The sequence below is a fragment of the Pseudomonas sp. Z3-6 genome, from assembly GCF_051131985.1.
GTDB lineage: Bacteria > Pseudomonadota > Gammaproteobacteria > Pseudomonadales > Pseudomonadaceae > Aquipseudomonas > Aquipseudomonas zanjanensis.
This window is the reverse complement of the sequence record NZ_CP071644.1, coordinates 5923923-5943212: the sequence shown is the minus strand read 5'-3', so window position 1 is coordinate 5943212 and position 19290 is coordinate 5923923. Positions and strand designations below refer to the sequence as shown.

Here is a 19290-nt window from a genome sequence, read left to right as displayed (position 1 = left end):
GGTTAGCAAGAATGAAACTAGCCATTGTGACGGCCTGCCCGAACGGCATGGTTACCAGTGTGTTGTGCGCCCGCCTGCTGGACGCTGCGGCGCAGCGCCAGGGTTGGAGCACCAGTGTCGAAGTCCATGATGCGGCCCATCCGGAGCGCCAGTTGTCGGCGGCGACCCTCGAAGCGGCCGAGTGGGTGTTGCTGGTCGCCAGCGGCCCGGTGGACCTGTCGCGGTTCGTTGGCAAGCGGGTGTTCCGCAGCACACCGGCCCTGGCTCTCCAGGACGTTGATGCGGTGCTGCGTCGTGGCGCCGAAGAAGCTGAGGTCCTGGGCGAGGCCGACGTGTTCGCGCAAGAACCGGCGACTCCGACCGAGCGCGCTCCACGCCTGGTGGCGATCACGGCTTGCCCGACTGGCGTGGCCCACACCTTCATGGCCGCCGAAGCCTTGCAGCAGGCGGCGGCGCGCTTGGGTTACGACCTGAAGATCGAAACCCAAGGCTCGGTGGGCGCGCGCAATCCGTTGAGCCCCGAGGCGATCGCCGAGGCCGATGTGGTACTGCTGGCGACCGATATCGAAGTCGCCACCGAACGTTTTGCCGGCAAGAAAATTTATCGTTGTGGCACCGGCATTGCCTTGAAACAGGCCGAAGCCACGTTGAAAAAAGCCTTGGCCGAAGGCCGCCAGGAAAGTGGGGCGAGTGGCGCCGCTTCGGGGCCGGCGAAAACGGAAAAAAGCGGTGCCTATAAGCACCTGCTGACGGGCGTATCGTTCATGTTGCCGATGGTGGTGGCCGGTGGTTTGATGATCGCTTTGTCGTTCGTGTTCGGCATCGAGGCCTTCAAGGAACCTGGAACCCTGGCGGCGGCGCTGATGCAAATCGGCGGCGAAACCGCGTTCAAATTGATGGTGCCGCTGCTGGCCGGCTACATCGCCTATTCCATCGCTGACCGGCCAGGCCTGGCGCCAGGCATGATCGGCGGGTTGCTGGCGAGCACCCTCGGCGCCGGCTTCATTGGCGGGATCATCGCCGGTTTCCTGGCCGGTTACACGGCCAAGGCGATCAACCGCTATGCGCGTCTGCCCCAGAGCCTGGAAGCGCTCAAGCCGATCCTGATCATTCCGCTGCTGGCGAGCCTGTTCACCGGCCTGGTGATGATCTACATCGTCGGCAAACCGGTGGCGGGCATGCTCGAAGCCCTGACCCACTTCCTCGACAGCATGGGCACCACCAATGCGATCCTGTTGGGCGTGTTGCTGGGGGCGATGATGTGCGTCGACCTCGGCGGGCCGATCAACAAGGCTGCCTATGCATTTTCCGTGGGGCTGCTGGCGTCCCAGAGTTATGCACCGATGGCCGCGGCCATGGCTGCAGGCATGGTGCCGCCCATTGGCCTGGGGATCGCCACGTTCATCGCCCGGCGCAAATTCGCCCAGACCGAACGCGAGGCCGGTAAAGCGGCGCTGGTGCTGGGGCTGTGCTTTATCTCCGAAGGTGCAATCCCGTTCGCGGCCAAGGATCCGCTGCGGGTGATCCCGGCCAGCATCGCCGGCGGCGCGCTGACCGGTGCGCTGTCGATGTACTTCGGCTGCAAGCTCATGGCCCCCCACGGCGGCCTGTTCGTGATGCTGATCCCCAACGCCATCAACCATGCGCTGTTGTACCTGCTGGCGATCGTGGCGGGGAGCCTGCTGACGGCGGTGGCGTATGCGCTGCTCAAGCGGCCTGAGGTGGTAGAGATGGCGTTGGAGCCGGCCAAGGCCTGATTTAAGTTACACCACCCTACCTGTGGGAGCGGGCTTGCTCGCGAAGGCGGCGTGTCAGACAGCATTTTCGTTGGCTGACACACCGCATTCGCGAGCAAGCCCGCTCCCACATTTCGTTATGCGGTGTTCATGAGTTCCTGTCACACCCACTTCACACTCCCATGCTTAAGTTTTCCCATTTCAAGGGAGAACACCATGAGCGAATTCGACCTGGGCCGTCGTCGTGTAATGCAAGCCGTGGGGGCGGGGTTGTTGTTGCCGGGGCTGGCGCCGGCGGTGATCGCTTCGGTCAAGGATCGGCCGGTGCTCACCGACGGTGTGCAGTCTGGCGATTTGCAGGGCGACCGGGCGATGATCTGGAGCCGCAGCGACCGTCCGGCGCGGATGGTGGTGGAGTGGGACACCCGCAGCAAGTTCAGCAATCCCCGCCGCTTCGTCTCACCCATGGTCGATGCCCGCAGCGATTTCACCGCTCGGGTCGAACTCACCGGGCTGCCCCGCGACCAGGCGATTTTCTACCGGGTGCATTTCGAAGATGCCCAGAGCGGCGTCGCCAGCGAACCCTGGCTCGGCCACCTGCGCAGCGTGCCGCAGTTCAAGCGCGACATCCGGTTTGTCTGGAGCGGTGACACGGTCGGCCAGGGCTTCGGCATCAACCCGGACATCGGCGGCATGCGCATCTACGAAGCCATGCGCCTGCGCCTGCCGGATTTCTTTATCCACAGTGGCGACACCATCTACGCCGACGGCCCGGTGCCCGCGCAGGTGACCACGGAGGGCGGTCGCATCTGGCGTAACCTCACCACCGAAGCCAAGAGCAAGGTCGCCGAAACCCTGGATGAATATCGTGGCAACTATCGTTACAACCTGATGGACGAAAACGTCCGCCGTTTCAACGCCGAGGTGCCGCAAATCTGGCAGTGGGACGACCATGAGGTGGTCAACAACTGGTCGCCGGGCAAGCAACTGGACGAGCGCTACCAGACCAAGGATATCCACAGCCTCGTGGGCCGTGCGCGCCAGGCCTGGCTGGAATACGCGCCGATGCGCCGGCAGAAGGCCGACGGCGGCGGACGCATCTACCGCAAGCTCGGTTACGGGCCGCTGCTGGATGTGTTCGTGCTGGACATGCGCAGCTACCGCGAAGCCAACGACGCCAACCTCGGCGCGGCCAAACCGTTCCTGGGGCGTGAGCAGTTGAATTGGCTCAAGCGCGAGTTGAAGCAGTCCCGGGCCCAGTGGAAAGTCATCGCCGCCGACATGCCCATCGGCCTCGGTGTGCCGGACGGCGAGGTCAGCCCCGGCGTGCCACGCTGGGAAGCGGTCGCCAATGGTGACCCGGGCGCGGCCCAGGGGCGCGAAGTGGAAATCGCCGAACTGCTCGGTTACCTGCGCAAGCATCAGGTGCGCAACTACGTCTGGCTCACCGCCGACGTTCACTATTGCGCCGCCCATCACTACCACCCCGAACAGGCCGCGTTCCAGGATTTCGAACCGTTCTGGGAGTTCGTCGCCGGGCCATTGAACGCCGGCAGCTTCGGGCCCAACGCCCTGGACAAGACCTTCGGCCCGGAGGTGGTGTTCCAGAAAGCCCCGCCGGCCCAGAACACCTCGCCATTCGCCGGGTATCAGTTCTTTGGCGAGGTGAACATCGACGGGCAGAGCGGGGAGATGGGCGTGGTGTTGCGGGATCTGGAGGGCGTGGCGGTGTTCGAGAAGAAGTTGCAGCCGGTTTGAACCAAGGATCACAGAGTTCCCCTGTGGGAGCGGGCTTGCTCGCGAAGGCGGTGTGTCAGTTGGCAGACGTGTTGTCTGACACGCCGCCTTCGCGAGCAAGCCCGCTCCCACAGGATGTTGTGTGTTCTTGAAGTTTGTCAGTAAACATCCCGTCGATACCGCCCCTGCTCGATCAGCCGTTCCACGGCCTCGCGCCCCAGCACGCTGTTGAGCACGTGGTCCACGCCGGAGGCCATGCCCTGCAAGCTGCCGCAGACATAGATCACCGCACCGTCGGCCAGCCATTGCTTGAGCAGCGCGGCCGATTCCAGCAGGCGGTCCTGGACGTAGATCTTCTGCTTCTGATCCCGGGAGAACGCCAGGTCCAGGCGTTCCAGGTCGCCGGAGGTCACCCATTCCTGCAGCTCATCACGGCAGTGGAAATCGTGCTCGCGATTGCGCTCGCCAAACAGCAGCCAGTTGCGCTGCATGCCTTCGGTGACGCGGGCCTTGAGCAGGCTGCGCAGGCCCGCCAGGCCGGTGCCGTTGCCCAGCAGGATCATCGGCACGCCCTGGGCCGGTAGGTGGAAGCTGCTGTTGCGGCGCAGTCGCAGGCTGATGGCGCTGCCCAGCGCTGCGTGCTCGGTCAACCAGCCGGAACCGACGCCCAGGCTGCCGTCGGGGTGGCGTTCCTGGCGCACGATCAGCTCCAGCACGCCGTCGGCCGGGATCGAGGCGATGGAATATTCGCGTATCGCCAGCGGTGCCAGCGCATCCACCAGGGCCTGGGCATGCAGGCCGACCAGATGGGCGCGGTTTTCCGGCAACTGGCGGGTCGCCAGGGCCTGGTCGAGGCTCTGGGACAGGTCATCGACCTGCACGCGCGCGTGGCCGGCGAGGCCGAGGCCATCGAGGAAATGTTCGATGGCCGACAGGTCATTGCGCGGCAGGATTTCCACCAGGTCACCGGCCAGCCAACTGCTCGGCCCGGGGGCGGTGAGGCCCAGCAGGTACACGCCTGAGCCGCTGCTGTCGGGGTTGAGCAGGGTGCGTTGGCTCAGCGTCCAGTTTTCGAAGCGGGGGGCCTGCCAGGTCTGCGCGGGCGCGTGTCCGGTCAGTTCGGCCAGTTGTTGTTGCCAGTGACGCAGGGCGTAAGGGTCGCCACTGTCGACTTCCACCGGCGCGAACAGGGTCTTGCCGCCGTGTTCCGCCAGCCAGGCGTGCAGTCGCCGGGCGAAGCCGCAGAAATGTTCATATTGACGGTCGCCCAGGCCCAGCACCGAATACTGCAGGCGCTCCAGGCTCAAGGCTTGGCCCAAGACCTTGCGTTCGAAACCACGGGCACTGTCCGGGCCTTCGCCGTCGCCGAAGGTGCTGACGACAAACAGTGCGTGGGTGGCGTTGTTCAGGTCTTGCTCACGCACACCGGCCAGTGGCTGGACGTTCACGGGCAAGCCGGCGGCCTGGAGTTGGCCGGCGGTCTGCCAGGCCAGTCGCTCGGCGAAACCGCTTTGGCTGGCGAAACCGATCAGCCAGGCCGGTGCATCGGTCGGGTTGGCGCTCAGGGCCTGGCGGGCGTTTCTGGCCTGGCGCTGCTTGCGGCGACGGTCCAGGTACAGCAACCAGCCGGTGATGAAGAACAGCGGCATGGTCAGCGCGGCCACGGTGACCAGGATCCGCCCGACCAAGCCGAAATAGCTACCGATATGCAGGGCATAGACGCTGGTGAGCAACTGTGCCTTGAGGCTCTTGTCGCTGTAGCGGCTGTGCCGGCTGACGACGCCAGTGGCCGGGTCGAGGATGAGCTGGTTCAGTGCCCGGTCGTGGGGCGAGTTTTTCAGCAGGTAGAACACGGTCGCCGGTTGCCCGGCCACGGGCGGCATGCGCACGTTATAGGCCGACAGCCCCGGGCCGGCGGCGCTGTAGATGCTGCTCCACATGGCCCGGTAATCGGCCACGGGAAGTGGACCGCTCGGCGCCGGGCCACGATTGCGCACCCGTTCCTCTTTAGGTGAATCGGAGAGCAGGCGGGTCACGCCTTTGTTGTACCACTCGTAGGACCAGGTCAGCCCGGTCAGGGCCGCCAGCAGATAAAACACCAGGCACCAGGTGCCCGCCACGGAGTGCAGGTCCCAATTGAAGCCGCGGCCTTTTTTTCGCCAATCGAGGGTCAGCCAGGCGCGCCAGTTTTTCCACTGGCGCGGCCAGCGCAGGTACAACCCGGACAGGCAGAAGAACACCAGGATCAGCGTGCAGGCACCGGTGATCTGCCGACCCACGTCGTCCAGGGTCAGGACGCGGTGCAGCCTGAGCATCAGGCCGAAGAAATCCTGGCCGGTCACCTCACCCATGAACTGTGCGGTGTAGGGGTTGAAATAGCGCATGGCGCCGCGCTTTTCCCCGGGGGGCGCGGCGAAGATCACCCGTGCGGCGTTGCCGCTGTCGGTCTCGACCCAGAGCATGGCGACGGTCTTACCGGCGGCGGCTTCGATCTGTTCCACCAGTTCGGCGGGCGGCAGGACGCCGGCCGGCTGTTTCGCCACCGTCAGCACCTGCGGGTTCAAGGCCCGCAGGATTTCATCCTGGAACGACACCACCGCCCCGGTAACGCCCATCAACGCCAGGACCAGCCCGGCACTGATGCCGAAAAACCAGTGCAACTGGAACAGGGTTTTCTTCAACACGTCGCCTGCCTTGTTCATTTACTGTTCATCACGGCGTGCATTATGCCGTGTGTTATCGAGAAGCATTCATAAACACACCTAAAAGCCTCGATCATTTGCATGAACGGGCAGGCGACGAAATCCTGTGGGAGCGAGCCTGCTCGCGAAGAGGCCGGTACATCCAACATCTTCGCCGACTGGAACACCGCCTTCGCGAGCAGGCTCGCGATGAGGCCAGTACATCCAACATTTTCGCCAACTGGGACACCGCCTTCGCGAGCAGGCTCGCTCCCACATTGGATTTTTAGCAGACACAAAACCCATGTGCACCCAATCCCCCTGTGGGAGCGGGCTTGCTCGCGAAGAGGCCGGTACATCCAACATCTTCGCCGACTGGAACACCGCCTTCGCGAGCAGGCTCGCTCCCACGATTGGAGCGGAGTGCGACCGGAAAAAAAACGGCGCCTTTCATTTCTGAAAAGCGCCGTTTTTTATTACGCAACAGGGCAAGAGCTACGAGCTCAAACGCCCAAACACATCACACGTAAAACGATTTCAGCGGCGGAAAGCCATTGAATTCCACCGCGCTATAGCTGGTGGTATAGGCCCCGGTCGACAGCCAATACAGGCGATCACCAATGGCCAGGTTCAACGGCAACCCGTACTTGTAGTTCTCATACATGATGTCGGCGCTGTCGCAAGTCGGGCCAGCGATGACCACTTCTTCCATCTCGCCTTTCTTCTCGGTCCAGATCGGGAACTTGATGGCTTCGTCCATGGTTTCGATCAGGCCGGAGAACTTGCCCACATCCGTGTACACCCAACGCTCGACAGCGGTACGGGACTTGCGCGCCACCAGCACCACTTCGCTGACCAGGATCCCGGCGTTGGCGATCAACGAACGGCCCGGCTCCAGGATGATTTCCGGCAGGTCGTCACCGAAGTCTTCCTTGAGGAAGCGGATGATTTCCTCGGCGTAGGTTTCCAGGCTGTTGGTGCGGGTGATGTAGTTGGCCGGAAAGCCGCCACCCATGTTGATCAGCTTCAGGACGATGCCGTCTTCTTCCTTCAAACGCTCGAAGATCACCTTGACCTTGGCGATGGCCGCGTCCCAGACGCTGATGTCGCGCTGTTGCGAGCCGACGTGGAACGAAATGCCGTACGGCACCAGGCCCAGGTCGCGGGCCAGGATCAGCAGGTCCATGGCCATGTCGGTCTGGCAGCCGAACTTGCGCGACAACGGCCAGTCAGCGGTGGTCGAGCCTTCGGTGAGAATCCGCACATAGACCTTCGAGCCCGGCGCGGCCTTGGCGATGTTGCGCAGGTCGGCTTCGGAGTCGGTGGCGTACAGGCGCACACCCTTCTCGTAGAAGTAGCGAATGTCCTTGGATTTCTTGATGGTGTTGCCGTAGCTGATCTGATCCGGGCCGACGCCACGGCTCATGACCTTGTCCAGCTCATAGATCGAGGCGATGTCGAAGTTCGAGCCTTTCCCCTTGAGCAGGTCGATGATTTCCACCGCCGGGTTGGCCTTGACGGCGTAGTAGACCTTGGCGAATTCGAAACCGGCGCGCAGGTCGTCATAGGCCTGGGAGATCATCGCGGTGTCGATCACCACGAACGGGGTTTCCTGCTTGTCGGCGAACGCTTTCATTTTCTGGAAAGTTTCGCGCGCGAAATAATCTTCGACCTGGATCGACATACTTGGGACTCCTACTGGCAAACATCAGGATCAATGGGTTTGAGGGCAGCAACCCTCGCGAACGTCCTCCGTATCCCCACTTTGGTTCGCCTACTTCCCAAGGCATGTCGCCGAAAGCAAAAAGGCCATGGGACGCTTGATTCCCTTGGCCTTGCTGTCTCGTCGTCAGTACTTGAGCCGGATGGATCGTTTCCAGCATGGACGTTCGGCGCGAACTTTAGGGCGTGAGGGGCCTGAGATCAACTAAAAATGTCGCGTTTTTGCACGTCTCCGTCGTGCGGCCCGCGACAGCTCATGATGTAACCGACCGGTGTGACAGGTTGATGTTCCCCCGGATTGGTATTCGAGCCTGCTCGATATGGCTTTTGCCTTTGTGGCGAGGGAGCTTGCTCCCGCTTGAGTGCGAAGCGCTCATCGCTTTTTTGGGGCCGCTGCGCGACCCAGCGGGAGCAAGCTCCCTCGCCACAATGGCAGTCGCCGTTGACTAGGCTGAGGCAGTCTCGGCCGGCGAGACAATGCTGGTCTTGCCCCCGCGCGAGCGCCCCGAGCTCAGGTACTCGGCAATCGATTCCTGGGTCACTTCGCCAAGGAACACCCGCTCGGCGTCCAGCACCGGCAGCCACGAGCGGTTGAACTCGTACATGCGCGACAGCAGGATCCGCAGGTGTTCGTCGTAGGCGGCGGTGGCGTTGAATTCCCGCAGGTATTGTCCGCACGTGCCGGTCTGGCGGTGCAGGTCGCGACGGCGGACGTAACCCAGGGCCTTGTTCTCGGCACAGGTGACCACCACGTAGCGCCGGTCGTGTTCGTCCATCAGTTCCAACGCCTCGGCCACCGGCGTCTCGGGGCTGACCGACGGGGCGTTGTCCGCCGCGTCTTCGGCCTTGACCAGCAACAGCCGCTTGAGCGTGCTGTCCTGACCAACGAAGTTGCTGACGAACTCGTCGGCCGGATGCGCCAGCAGCGTGTCCGGGTGATCGCATTGCACCAGCTTGCCGGCGCGGAAGATCGCGATCTTGTCCCCCAGCTTGATGGCCTCGTCGATGTCGTGGCTGACCATGATCACGGTCTTGTTCAGCGCCCGTTGCATCTCGAAGAACTCGTTCTGGATCATCTCGCGGTTGATCGGGTCCACCGCGCCGAAGGGCTCGTCCATCAGCAGCAGCGGCGCATCGGCCGCCAGGGCCCGGATCACGCCGATCCGCTGCTGCTGACCACCGGACAGTTCGCGGGGGTAGCGATGCAGGTACTGCTTGGGTTCGAGCTTGATCATGCTCATGAGCTCGCGGGCGCGGTCGTGGCATTTCTGCTTGTCCCAGCCGAGCAGGCGCGGAACCACGGTGATGTTTTCCTCGATGGTCATGTTCGGGAACAGGCCGATCTGCTGGATCACATAACCGATGTTGCGGCGCAGGGTCACTTCGTCCAGGCCGGTGGTGTCTTCACCGTTGATCAACACCTTGCCCGAAGTGGGCGGGATCAGGCGATTGATCATCTTCAGCGTGGTGCTTTTGCCGCAGCCCGACGGCCCGAGGAACACGCAGATCTCGCCTTCGTTGACGGTCAGGTTCACCGAGTCCACGGCTTTTACATCCTTGCCGTTGCTCTTGAAGGTTTTGCTGAGGTTTTGAAGTTCGATCATTTGAGGAGTCCTTTTGGAGTCAGCGAGCGTTGCAGCCATTGCAGAAGCAGGTCGGCGAAGATGGCCAGGAGGCTGACCAGCACGGCGCCGACGATCAGCATCGACATGTCGCTGCGGCTGATGGAAGCGAGGATGAGCACGCCCAGGCCACCGGCGCCGATGGTGGCGGCGATGGTCATGACGCCGATGTTCATCACTACGGCGGTGCGCACGCCGGCCAGGATCACCGGCACGGCGATGGGCAGTTCGACCATGCGCAGGCGCTGGCCGAAGGTCATGCCGATGCCGCGGGCGGCTTCACGGATGCCCGGTTCGACGCCGGTCAGGGCCAGGTAGGTGTTGCGCATGATCGGCAACAGCGAATAGAGAAACACCGCGGTGATCGCCGGCATTGGCCCCAGGCCTTGGCCGAACTTGGAGTAGAACGGCAAGAGTAGGCCGAACAGCGCGATTGACGGGATCGTCAGCAGCACCGTGGCGCTGGCTTGCAGAGGGCCGGCAAGCGCCGGGAAACGGGTCATGAAAATGCCCAGTGGCACACCGATGACAATCGCCAGGGTCACGGCGATGCCCACCAGGGTGATGTGCTGCCAGGTCAGGTGCAGCACCAGCGGCCAGTCCAGATGGGAAAAGGCGTCAAGAAAATCCATGGCTTTTCCTCCAGGTCATTGAGTTGAGAGCAGCGAATGCTGGCGCAGGAAATCGGCGGCAACGGCGGAAGGGCTTTCATGATCGACGTCCACCCGGGCGTTGAGCTGGCGCATGGTTTCGTCGTCGAACAGTTCGGCCAGCGGCTTGAGCTGCGCGGCCAGTTGCGGGTGCGCGTCGAGGAATGCCTGGCGCACCACCGGCGCGGCGGTGTAGTCGGGGAAGTAGTGCTTGTCGTCTTCCAGCAGCTTCAATTTGAACGCATTCAGGCGCCCGTCGGTGGTGTAGACCAGGCCGGCGAAGACTTGGCTGTTGCGCAGGGCGGTGTAGACCAGGCCCGCATCCATCTGCCGGATATTCTTGCGGGTCAGGTTCATGCCGTACTGCTCGACCATGCCGGCCAGACCGTCGGAGCGGTTGGCGAACTCGGTGTCCAGGGCCACCAGATGGTTCTCGTCGGCCTCGGCCTGCAACACGGTGTTCAACTGGCTGATGGAGTTGATCTGCGGGTATTGCTTCGCGACTTTCTCCGGCAGGGCCAAGGCGTAGGTGTTGCTGAATTTCGACGGAGCGAGCCAGACCAGGCCTTTTTTCGCGTCGAGTTCTTTCACCCGGGTGTAGGACTGGGCGCTGTCGAGCTTCTCGGTGACATGGTTGTAGGAAACCAGTGACACGCCGGTGTATTCCCAAAGTAGATCCAATTGCCCGGTTTCATGGGCGCTGCGGGCCAGGTTGCTGCCCAGGCCGCCGGTAATCTGCGCGTCGTAGCCTTTGCTGCGCAGGAATTGGGCGGTGATTTCCGCCAGCAAGGTCTGTTCGGTAAAGACACGTGCGCCGAGGCGGATCAGCGGTTTTTCTGCGGCTTGGGCAAACCCTGCGAACAGCAACAGGCAGCCCAGGATCAAGCTCAACTTCTTCATAACGATTCCTTTATCCAGCCAGGCTCAGGACGGGCGCAAGCCACGTTCCAGCCAGAGGCGGCTGGCGAGTGTCACCAGACCGTCGAGCAGCAATGCCAGCAGCGCCGTGCAAGCGGCGCCGAGCAACAATTGCGGCTGGTTGTTCAAGGCAATGCCAGGGAAGATCAGGCTGCCGAGGCTGTTGGCACCGATCAGGAAAGCCAGCGGGGCGGTGCCGACGTTGATCGCCAACGCTACGCGCACGCCACCGACGATGATCGGCACGGCGTTCGGCAACTCGACTTTCCACAGCACCTGGCGCGGGGTCATGCCGATGCCGACGGCGGCTTCCTTGAGGGAGCCCTGGACATTCTTCAGGCCTTCATAGGTGTTGCGTACGATGGGCAACAGCGAGGCGAGGAACAGGGCGAAGATGGCGGGCCCGCTGCCGATGCCCAGGATGCCGAGGGCGATGGCCAGCACAGCCAGGGGCGGCACGGTATTGCCGATGTTGAACACTTGCATGAAGCGTTCGGCGCGCCCGACCATGCCGGGGCGGCTGAGGGCGATGCCGGCGGGGATGCCGACAATCAGGGCCGCCAGCATGGAGGCCAATACAAGCATCAGGTGCGCTTGCAGGTAGAACAGCAGGTCGTCGCGGTAATGTTGGATCGTATCGATGCCGATCCAGTGGACCAACAGGGCCAGGAGGGCGACGACGACCGCACCCCCCATAAGCCCTTTGCCATAGTGGATAGCCACAGGCGGACTCCTTTGTCTTTCAGTCGGCGCACGCTGTCCCGGGCGGCAAACCATCACGGGTTGCCGGGAAAACGTTCGCGAGAAGCAGCTCTTTTCGAGGCCGGTAAAACGACCGTCGAAGCGAGCCATGAGCGCAGCCTCGTCAGGCTAACTTGCTGATTTTTCAGGCCCTGACGGTTGCTCGTATCAGGGGGGTGGACGTCTCCACGGGGCAAAAGGTTCCCATGTAAGGGAAGATCTGGCCACCCTGGATGTGCTCAACGGTTCGGTGCCTGGCACACGTTGGGCTATAGTTTCTGCCCTTTTTTTGAGTCACCCGCCAGGCGATTTTCCATGACCAAACATGCCGTATGGAATTGGCCGGGATCGGGCAGGATTGAATTATATACTTGACGGAATATTCTCTTAAGGACATATTTGCAATGCCATGGACTGTCGAGCTTTGTGATGAGTTTGAACCGGAATTCGAGGCCATGGCCGAGGCGGTTCAGGATGAACTGCTGGCCCAAATGAAGGTACTTGAGCGATTCGGTCCGGAACTGGGGCGTCCGCAGGTGGATACGCTTAACGGCTCAAAGCACGCCAATATGAAAGAGTTGCGTTTCAAGGCTGATAACGGGGTCTGGCGTGTGGCCTTCGCGTTCGATCCAGAAAGGAAAGCCGTCCTGCTGATTGGTGATGACAAGTCAGGCGGAAGCCAGAAGAAGTTCTATAAGGACTTGATCAAGACAGCAGATGTCCGTTTTGACCGGCACCTAAGCACACTGAAGAAAGGGTAAGGCAATGGCTAAGTCAATCGACGAGATTATGAAAGGGCTTCCCGCGGCCCGTCGACAGAAGATCGAACAGCGCGGCGCAGAGCTCATTGCAGAACAGATGACCCTGCAGGAACTGCGCAAGGAGCTGAATCTCACGCAGGAGACTATGGCCGGTCTTCTCCACATGAAGCAAGGCAACGTCTCTAAAGTGGAGAAGCGTACCGACATGCTGCTCTCTACGCTGCGCGAATACGTTGAGGCTATGGGAGGGACACTGGAATTGGTTGCCCGGCTTCCCGGTCGTGGCCCCGTGAAGCTGGAAGGTCTTCGTGATTTGAACGCGGACTACAAGTAAGAAAAAAGGCCATCCAGACGGATGGCCTTTTGGTTTTCCAGTCAACCTCTTTCGGCGAGGGCGCAGTTCCAGCCAAGTGCTATCGGGCATCGTACCGAGCACTCCCGTCCGCCCTTTGTTACAATGCGCGGTTCCCTGTACTGGCCTGTGCAATCGGCCAAAAGCAAATTTTTCAGTGTGTGCATAACAGCATGCACAATCGAGATTTTGAACGATGTCCGACAGCAAAATTGTCAATGAAGTCAATGCCAGACGCACGTTTGCCATTATTTCCCACCCCGATGCCGGTAAGACCACCATCACCGAAAAGCTCTTGCTGATGGGCAAGGCGATTGCGGTGGCCGGCACGGTGAAATCCCGCAAGTCCGACCGCCATGCCACCTCCGACTGGATGGAAATGGAAAAGCAACGGGGTATTTCCATTACCACGTCGGTCATGCAGTTCCCGTATCGCGAGCACATGATCAACCTGCTCGACACCCCGGGCCACGAAGACTTCTCCGAAGACACCTACCGCACCCTGACCGCGGTGGACTCGGCCTTGATGGTCCTCGACGGCGGCAAGGGCGTCGAGCCACGGACCATTGCGCTGATGGACGTCTGCCGTCTGCGGGACACGCCGATCGTCAGCTTCATCAACAAACTCGACCGTGACATCCGCGACCCCATCGAATTGCTCGACGAGATCGAAGCGGTCCTGAAGATCAAGGCCGCGCCGATCACCTGGCCGATCGGTTGCTATCGCGACTTCAAAGGCGTGTACCACCTGGCCGACGACTACATCATCGTCTACACCGCCGGTCACGGGCACGAGCGCACCGAAACCAAGATCATCGAGAAGCTCGATTCCGACGAGGCCCGCGCGCACCTGGGCGACGAGTACGATCGTTTTGTCGAGCAACTGGAACTGGTGCAGGGCGCCTGCCATGAGTTCAACCAGCAGGAATTCCTCGACGGTCAATTGACCCCGGTGTTCTTCGGCACCGCCCTGGGCAACTTCGGCGTGGACCATGTGCTCGACGCCGTGGTCGACTGGGCTCCGCGCCCGCTGCCTCGCGTCGCCAACGAGCGTACCGTGGAGCCAGTGGAAGAGAAGTTCGCCGGCTTCGTGTTCAAGATCCAGGCGAACATGGACCCCAAGCACCGCGACCGCATCGCCTTCATGCGCATCTGTTCCGGCAAATACGAAAAAGGCATGAAGATGCGCCACGTGCGCACCGGCAAGGACGTGCGCATCGGCGACGCCCTGACGTTCTTCTCCTCGGAACGCGAACAACTGGAAGAAGCCTTCGCCGGTGACATCATCGGCCTGCACAACCACGGCACCATCCAGATCGGCGACACCTTCACCGAAGGCGAGGCCCTGGGCTTCACCGGCATCCCGCACTTCGCCCCGGAACTGTTCCGCCGTGTGCGTCTGAAGGACCCGCTCAAGTCCAAGCAACTGCGCCAAGGTTTGCAGCAACTGGCCGAAGAGGGCGCCACCCAGGTGTTCTTCCCGGAGCGCAGCAATGACATCATCCTCGGCGCCGTCGGTGTGCTGCAGTTCGACGTCGTCGCCAGCCGCTTGAAAGAGGAATACAAGGTCGAATGCTCCTACGAGCCGATCACCGTGTACTCCGCCCGTTGGATTGAATGTGGTGATAAGAAAAAGCTCGAGGAATTCTCCAACAAGGCCGTGGAAAACCTTGCGCTGGATGGCGGCGGGCATTTGACCTACCTGGCGCCTACGCGGGTGAACCTGGCGCTGATGGAAGAGCGCTGGCCGGATGTGAAATTCCGCGCGACGCGGGAGCATCACTAAGCATCAAGCGTGACCCACTGTGGGAGCGAGCTTGCTCGCGATAGCGGTGGGTCAGCTTGCCCGGATGTTGGATGTGCCGCTGTCATCGCGAGCAGGCTCGCTCCCACACTGGTTTTGTGTCAGCCCTCAATCTCCCGGTCACCCATAGTCCCCTGTGGGAGCGGGCTTGCTCGCGAAAGCGGTGGGTCAGCTTGCCTGGATGTTGGATGTGCCACCGTCATCGCGAGCAGGCTCGCTCCCACACTGGTTTTGTGTCAGCCCTCAATCTCCCGGTCACCCATAGTCCCTGTGGGAGCGGGCTTGCTCGCGAAAGCGGTGGGGCAGCTTGCCTGGAGGTTGGATGTGCCACCGTCATCGCGAGCAGGCTCGCTCCCACACTGGTTTTGTGTCAGTCCTCAATCTCCCGGTCACCCATAACTCCCTGTGGGAGCGAGCCTGCTCGCTATAGCAATGGGGCAGCTTGCTGGATGCTGGATGTAACGCCGCTGTCGCGAGCAAGCCCCACAGGGGGTTCTGGCGTTAGTTTGTTTGGAAATAGCGCTTATTCGAAACCAGGCTTTCGTACGGAACCTAGTACTTCTGCTAGTGGCTGTTGACGGGAGACTGGTTTATATGTCGCGTAAGCTTCCAATCGACGGGTGCGCAGACATGTCTTCAAAAAAAGAAGGTTTCCAGGTTTTCTATAGCTATGACCCGATTGACCGGCATACGGGCGTCAAGCATTCGGACGGTACGAGCGTCCGCATATTTCATCGCGGCGACCGTGTTGCGACTGAAGTAGCGGACGATGTCGTGCACAGCGTATTTGAAGCGCAAGGCGCTCTTCTTGGCCAACAGACAGCGAATGGGGGCGGCCAAGAAACGACCTTGATTGCTCATGATGACAAACGCTCGACGCTTCTCAGCCTAAGGGCAAACGAGACAGAGCCGCAAGCAACGGCATATAGCGTGTTCGGCTACAGTCCTATCGACAAGGCTTCACATCGTGTACTGGGTTTTAATGGGGAACGTTACGATAAAAACAGCGGATTTTATTTGTTAGGTAATGGCTACCGTGCTTTTAACACGGTACTGATGCGCTTTAATAGCCCTGACAACCAGAGTCCATTTGGTGATGGTGGAATTAACGCCTATGCGTATTGTACGGGCGACCCGGTTAATAGAACGGATCCGTCTGGGCATTCCTGGATGTCGCCATTCAAGGGCATAGGTAATCTTTTTTGGCGGCAGAAGTCGATTCTTAAACCAGTTGGTGATTATACCGCAGTGAAGCTGGGGGGGGGCACGGGTAAAATATACGGAAGAAATAGTATTTCGCATAAGTATGCTAGGCTCTCGAAGAACAGAAAGTTTTCGGAAAAAACCGCGCTTGAATTGGCAAATAATATAGATTTAAATATGGTCGCTCGGAGGGAAGCTCATATCAACGCAAAAGTGGCAGGACTATTAACTAGCAGACGTCAGCAGGCTTTGACTAGAAAAGTAGACACTTTCATGAGCAATGATCCGAAAATTGCGAAACTTCGTGTGGAGCTGGAAAACGCTAGAGGCGTTCGTGATGTCGATGACATTAAGATGCATGCTGCAGTAGTACATGAGGCCGCTGAAGATGTGAGACGTATACACGAAAGAGTTAACAATATCCGAAATAATGTCGAGTTTGAAATATCGTATTCGTTCCAATGGCGGAGGAGCAACTAACCTATCTGGCGCCAACCCAGGTAAACGTGGCCGGCGTTGTTCATGGCAGTTGTTAACGGGATAAATAGTTTTATGTAAAGGGTCATTTGGCAGGAGACTGCCTTCCCAAGGAAATCCGATGATCGAGCCAGGTATTAGCGCCAGTATCATGCGGACCCAACTTGTGGGGCTTGCTCGCGAAAGCGGTGGGTCAGCTCGCCTGGATGTTGGATGTGCCGGCCTCTTCGCGAGCAAGCCCGCTCCCACGAGGGTTTTTGGGGTTAGTAGGTTTTGAGATAAGCCTTATTCGAAACCATTCTGTCGGGCGGGGCATTTCCAGTGGTTCTGCGGCGTCTTATCTGGTGAACTGGCCTGTTCAGAACTAGATTTTCTTGAGCACCGTCGGGCCCCGGCTTTATCCGGAACAGAAGGAATGGGTTATGAACAAGCTGCTACGCATGATGTTTTTGCTGAAGGTGTTGGTGATGCTGTCCCTCGGTTCCACGGCGGCGTGGGCCGAGTGTGATGAACATGAGAAACACGCGTCGAGTGGCTCGGTGGTTCAGGGTGGGTTGATGCTTGCCGCGACCACCACAGAGGAGCCAGGCGATCAGGATAATGATGACTCGACCCTAGACGATCCGGACACCGACGACGGTGGCGATAGCGGTGATGGTGGTGAGGGCGATGCCGACGAAGGCGATAGCCAGACGTAGACTGCTGACCTAAAGAAAACCCCTCCAGCCCCACTGATACTCAGTCGGGGCTGGAGGGGTTTTTCATGCCGGGTGCACTGCCCAAGGTGAAGATTTACCCCTGTGGCGAGGGAGCTTGCTCCCGCTGGAGTGCGCAGCAGGCCCAAAAGAGGGTCCGCTGCGCGGCCCAGCGGGAGCAAGCTCCCTCGCCACAAGGGCTTTTCTGCCTTAAGTGCTTTGCTGCTTTTTAGCCTTACGCCGCGCCGTCTAGAAAGCGCTCGGCGTAGTGACACGCCACCAGCCGGTTATCGAGCGGGCGAAGCGCCGGTTCTTCAGTCTTGCAACGCTCAGTCGCATACGGGCAGCGCTTGTGGAAAGCGCAGCCGGACGGCGGGTTGAGCGGGTTGGGCAGTTCGCCGACGATCTTGATCTTCGGCTTGTTCGGGTCCGGGTGGATGGTCGGGGTGGCCGACAGCAGCGCCTGGGTGTACGGGTGCAGCGGGCGGCTGTAGATGGACTCGTTGGGGCCCATTTCCACCGGGCGGCCGAGGTACATCACCATCACGTCATCGGCCACGTGTTGCACCACCGCCAGGTTGTGGGAGATGAACACGTAGGCAGTGTTGAATTCCTGCTGCAGGTCCATGAACAGGTTCAGCACCTGGGCCTGGATCGACACGTCCAGCGCCGACGTCGGTTCGTCCGCCACCAGCACCTTGGGTTGCAGCATCATGGCGCGGGCCAGGGCGATGCGCTGGCGCTGGCCGCCGGAGAACATGTGCGGGTAGCGCTGGTAATGCTCGGGGCGCAAGCCCACCTGCTTCATCATCGCCTGGACTTTTTCCCGCCGCTCGGTAGCCGACAGGCTGGTGTTGATCAGCAATGGCTCGGCCAGTTGATCACCGATTTTCTGCCGCGGGTTGAGGGACGCGTAAGGGCTCTGGAAGACCATCTGCACGTCTTTGCGCAGTTGCTTGCGTTCGGCCTTGTTGGCGCCGGCCACTTCCTGGCCGGCGATTTTCAAGGAGCCGGCGGACGGCTCTTCGATCAGCGTCAGGGCCCGGGCGAGGGTGGACTTGCCGCAACCGGATTCGCCCACCACGGCCAGGGTCTTGCCGGCTTCCAGTTCGAACGACACACCGTTGAGGGCGCGCACGGTCGCATGGCCCTTGAACATGCCACGGGACACTTCGTAATGACGGGTCAGGTCACGGGCGGTAAGTACGACGGCCATCACGCCACCTCCTGGTTCAACGGGTAGAAGCAGCGGGCGAGGCTGTTGGATTTCGGATCGAGGGCCGGGCGTTGTTGACGGCAGTTGTCCTGCACGTACGGGCAGCGCGGCGACAGCAGGCAGCCTTGCGGACGGTCGTAGCGACCGGGGACGATGCCCGGCAAGGTCGCCAGGCGCTCGGCGCCCATGCTGTGTTCCGGAATCGCCGCCAGCAACGCTTCGCTGTATGGGTGCGCCGGAATGTCGAACAGCTCCGGCACCTGGCCCACTTCCACGGCTTGGCCGGCGTACATCACGCACACGCGCTGGGCGGTTTCAGCCACCACGGCCAGGTCATGGGTGATCAGCACCAGGCCCATGTTTTGCTCTTTTTGCAAGGCCAGCAGCAGGTCCATGATCTGCGCCTGGATGGTTACGTCCAAAGCGGTGGTCGGCTCGTCGGCGATCAGCAGTTTTGGCTCGCCGGCAATCGCCATGGCAATCGCCACGCGCTGGCTCATGCCGCCGGACAGTTGATGCGGGTAGGCGTCCATGCGGCTGGAGGCGCCGGGGATCTCGACTTTTTCCAGCAGTTCGATGGCGCGCTTGCGGGCGGCCTTGCCGGACATCTTCAGGTGCAGGCGCAGCACTTCTTCGATCTGGAAACCCACGGTGTAGCTGGGGTTAAGCGCGGTCATCGGGTCCTGGAAGACCATCGCCAGGTCTTTGCCGACGATCTGCCGGCGCTGGCGGTTGCTCAGCTTGAGCATGTTCTTGCCGTCGAAGTTCAGCGCATCGGCGGTGACGATGCCGGGGTGCTCGATCAGCCCCATCAGCGCCATCATGGTCACGGATTTACCCGAGCCCGATTCGCCGACGATCGCCAATACTTCGCCTTTGTCCACGCTCAGGTCGAGGCCGTCGACCACCGGCACGGCGGTGGCGTCGCCGAAGCGGACGTTGAGATTCTTGATTTCTAGCAGTGACATGGGAATC

Annotated in this window: 15 protein-coding genes; 7 read left to right on the top strand and 8 right to left on the bottom strand. The window is 61.0% G+C overall.

Annotation, left to right across the window (positions count from 1 at the left end; genetic code table 11):
* The first annotated feature begins 11 nt into the window (after positions 1–11).
* Both J3P88_RS25855 and J3P88_RS25850 read left to right on the top strand, forming a co-directional pair.
* Positions 12–1757 (top strand): PTS fructose-like transporter subunit IIB, encoded by a 1746-nt coding sequence (locus tag J3P88_RS25855; protein ID WP_434572371.1) that lies wholly within the window; start codon positions 12–14, stop codon positions 1755–1757.
* 195 nt (positions 1758–1952) lie between these two features.
* Positions 1953–3494 carry an alkaline phosphatase D family protein gene (locus J3P88_RS25850; protein WP_434572369.1) on the top strand — a complete coding sequence of 514 codons (1542 nt, stop codon included), beginning with the start codon at positions 1953–1955 and terminating at the stop codon, positions 3492–3494.
* Positions 3495–3631: 137 nt separating this feature from the next.
* Here the strand turns inward: J3P88_RS25850 and J3P88_RS25845 are convergent, their stop codons facing one another.
* The 6 genes from J3P88_RS25845 to J3P88_RS25820 all read right to left on the bottom strand — a co-directional run bounded on the left by J3P88_RS25845 (position 3632) and on the right by J3P88_RS25820 (position 11762).
* A complete protein-coding gene (locus J3P88_RS25845) occupies positions 3632–6157 on the bottom strand; it encodes a PepSY domain-containing protein (protein ID WP_434576614.1) in 2526 nt (841 codons plus the stop codon).
* Between the two features lie 517 nt (positions 6158–6674).
* A complete protein-coding gene (locus tag J3P88_RS25840; RefSeq protein WP_434572367.1) occupies positions 6675–7838 on the bottom strand; it encodes a type III PLP-dependent enzyme in 1164 nt (387 codons plus the stop codon).
* 484 nt (positions 7839–8322) lie between these two features.
* Positions 8323–9480: an osmoprotectant ABC transporter ATP-binding protein OsmV gene (locus tag J3P88_RS25835; RefSeq protein ID WP_186729514.1), complete on the bottom strand. Its 1158-nt coding sequence runs from the start codon at positions 9478–9480 to the stop codon at positions 8323–8325.
* Positions 9477–10130 (bottom strand): ABC transporter permease, encoded by a 654-nt coding sequence (locus J3P88_RS25830; protein WP_030139812.1) that lies wholly within the window; start codon positions 10128–10130, stop codon positions 9477–9479. The genes J3P88_RS25835 and J3P88_RS25830 overlap by 4 nt, the downstream gene beginning before the upstream one ends.
* A gap of 15 nt (positions 10131–10145) precedes the next feature.
* The gene (locus J3P88_RS25825; RefSeq protein WP_434572364.1) at positions 10146–11048 is read right to left on the bottom strand and encodes a glycine betaine ABC transporter substrate-binding protein; all 903 of its coding nucleotides are present in this window, start codon (positions 11046–11048) and stop codon (positions 10146–10148) included.
* A 24-nt stretch (positions 11049–11072) separates the two neighbouring features.
* The gene (locus J3P88_RS25820) at positions 11073–11762 is read right to left on the bottom strand and encodes an ABC transporter permease (RefSeq protein ID WP_431082101.1); all 690 of its coding nucleotides are present in this window, start codon (positions 11760–11762) and stop codon (positions 11073–11075) included.
* A gap of 449 nt (positions 11763–12211) precedes the next feature.
* On the opposite strand from J3P88_RS25820, the gene J3P88_RS25815 reads away from it, so the two are divergent.
* From J3P88_RS25815 to J3P88_RS25795, 5 genes are all read left to right on the top strand, one after another.
* Entirely contained in the window at positions 12212–12568 is a 357-nt protein-coding gene (locus J3P88_RS25815) for a type II toxin-antitoxin system RelE/ParE family toxin (protein ID WP_434572362.1), read from the top strand.
* Between the two features lie 4 nt (positions 12569–12572).
* The gene (locus J3P88_RS25810; RefSeq protein WP_186729511.1) at positions 12573–12902 is read left to right on the top strand and encodes an XRE family transcriptional regulator; all 330 of its coding nucleotides are present in this window, start codon (positions 12573–12575) and stop codon (positions 12900–12902) included.
* A 214-nt stretch (positions 12903–13116) separates the two neighbouring features.
* The gene (locus J3P88_RS25805) at positions 13117–14706 is read left to right on the top strand and encodes a peptide chain release factor 3 (RefSeq protein ID WP_434572360.1); all 1590 of its coding nucleotides are present in this window, start codon (positions 13117–13119) and stop codon (positions 14704–14706) included.
* A 648-nt stretch (positions 14707–15354) separates the two neighbouring features.
* Positions 15355–16407, top strand: a complete 1053-nt coding sequence (locus J3P88_RS25800) for an RHS repeat-associated core domain-containing protein (protein ID WP_434572358.1) — start codon at positions 15355–15357, stop codon at positions 16405–16407.
* Between the two features lie 419 nt (positions 16408–16826).
* A complete protein-coding gene (locus J3P88_RS25795) occupies positions 16827–17102 on the top strand; it encodes a hypothetical protein (RefSeq protein ID WP_434572356.1) in 276 nt (91 codons plus the stop codon).
* Positions 17103–17334: 232 nt separating this feature from the next.
* Here J3P88_RS25795 and J3P88_RS25790 read toward each other — a convergent pair whose 3' ends face one another.
* Positions 17335–18315, bottom strand: coding sequence for a peptide ABC transporter ATP-binding protein (locus J3P88_RS25790; RefSeq protein ID WP_434572355.1), 981 nt, complete (start codon positions 18313–18315; stop codon positions 17335–17337).
* Positions 18315–19283 carry an ABC transporter ATP-binding protein gene (locus J3P88_RS25785; protein ID WP_434572353.1) on the bottom strand — a complete coding sequence of 323 codons (969 nt, stop codon included), beginning with the start codon at positions 19281–19283 and terminating at the stop codon, positions 18315–18317. Before J3P88_RS25785 ends, J3P88_RS25790 begins: the two co-directional genes overlap by 1 nt.
* Positions 19284–19290 lie beyond the last annotated feature (7 nt).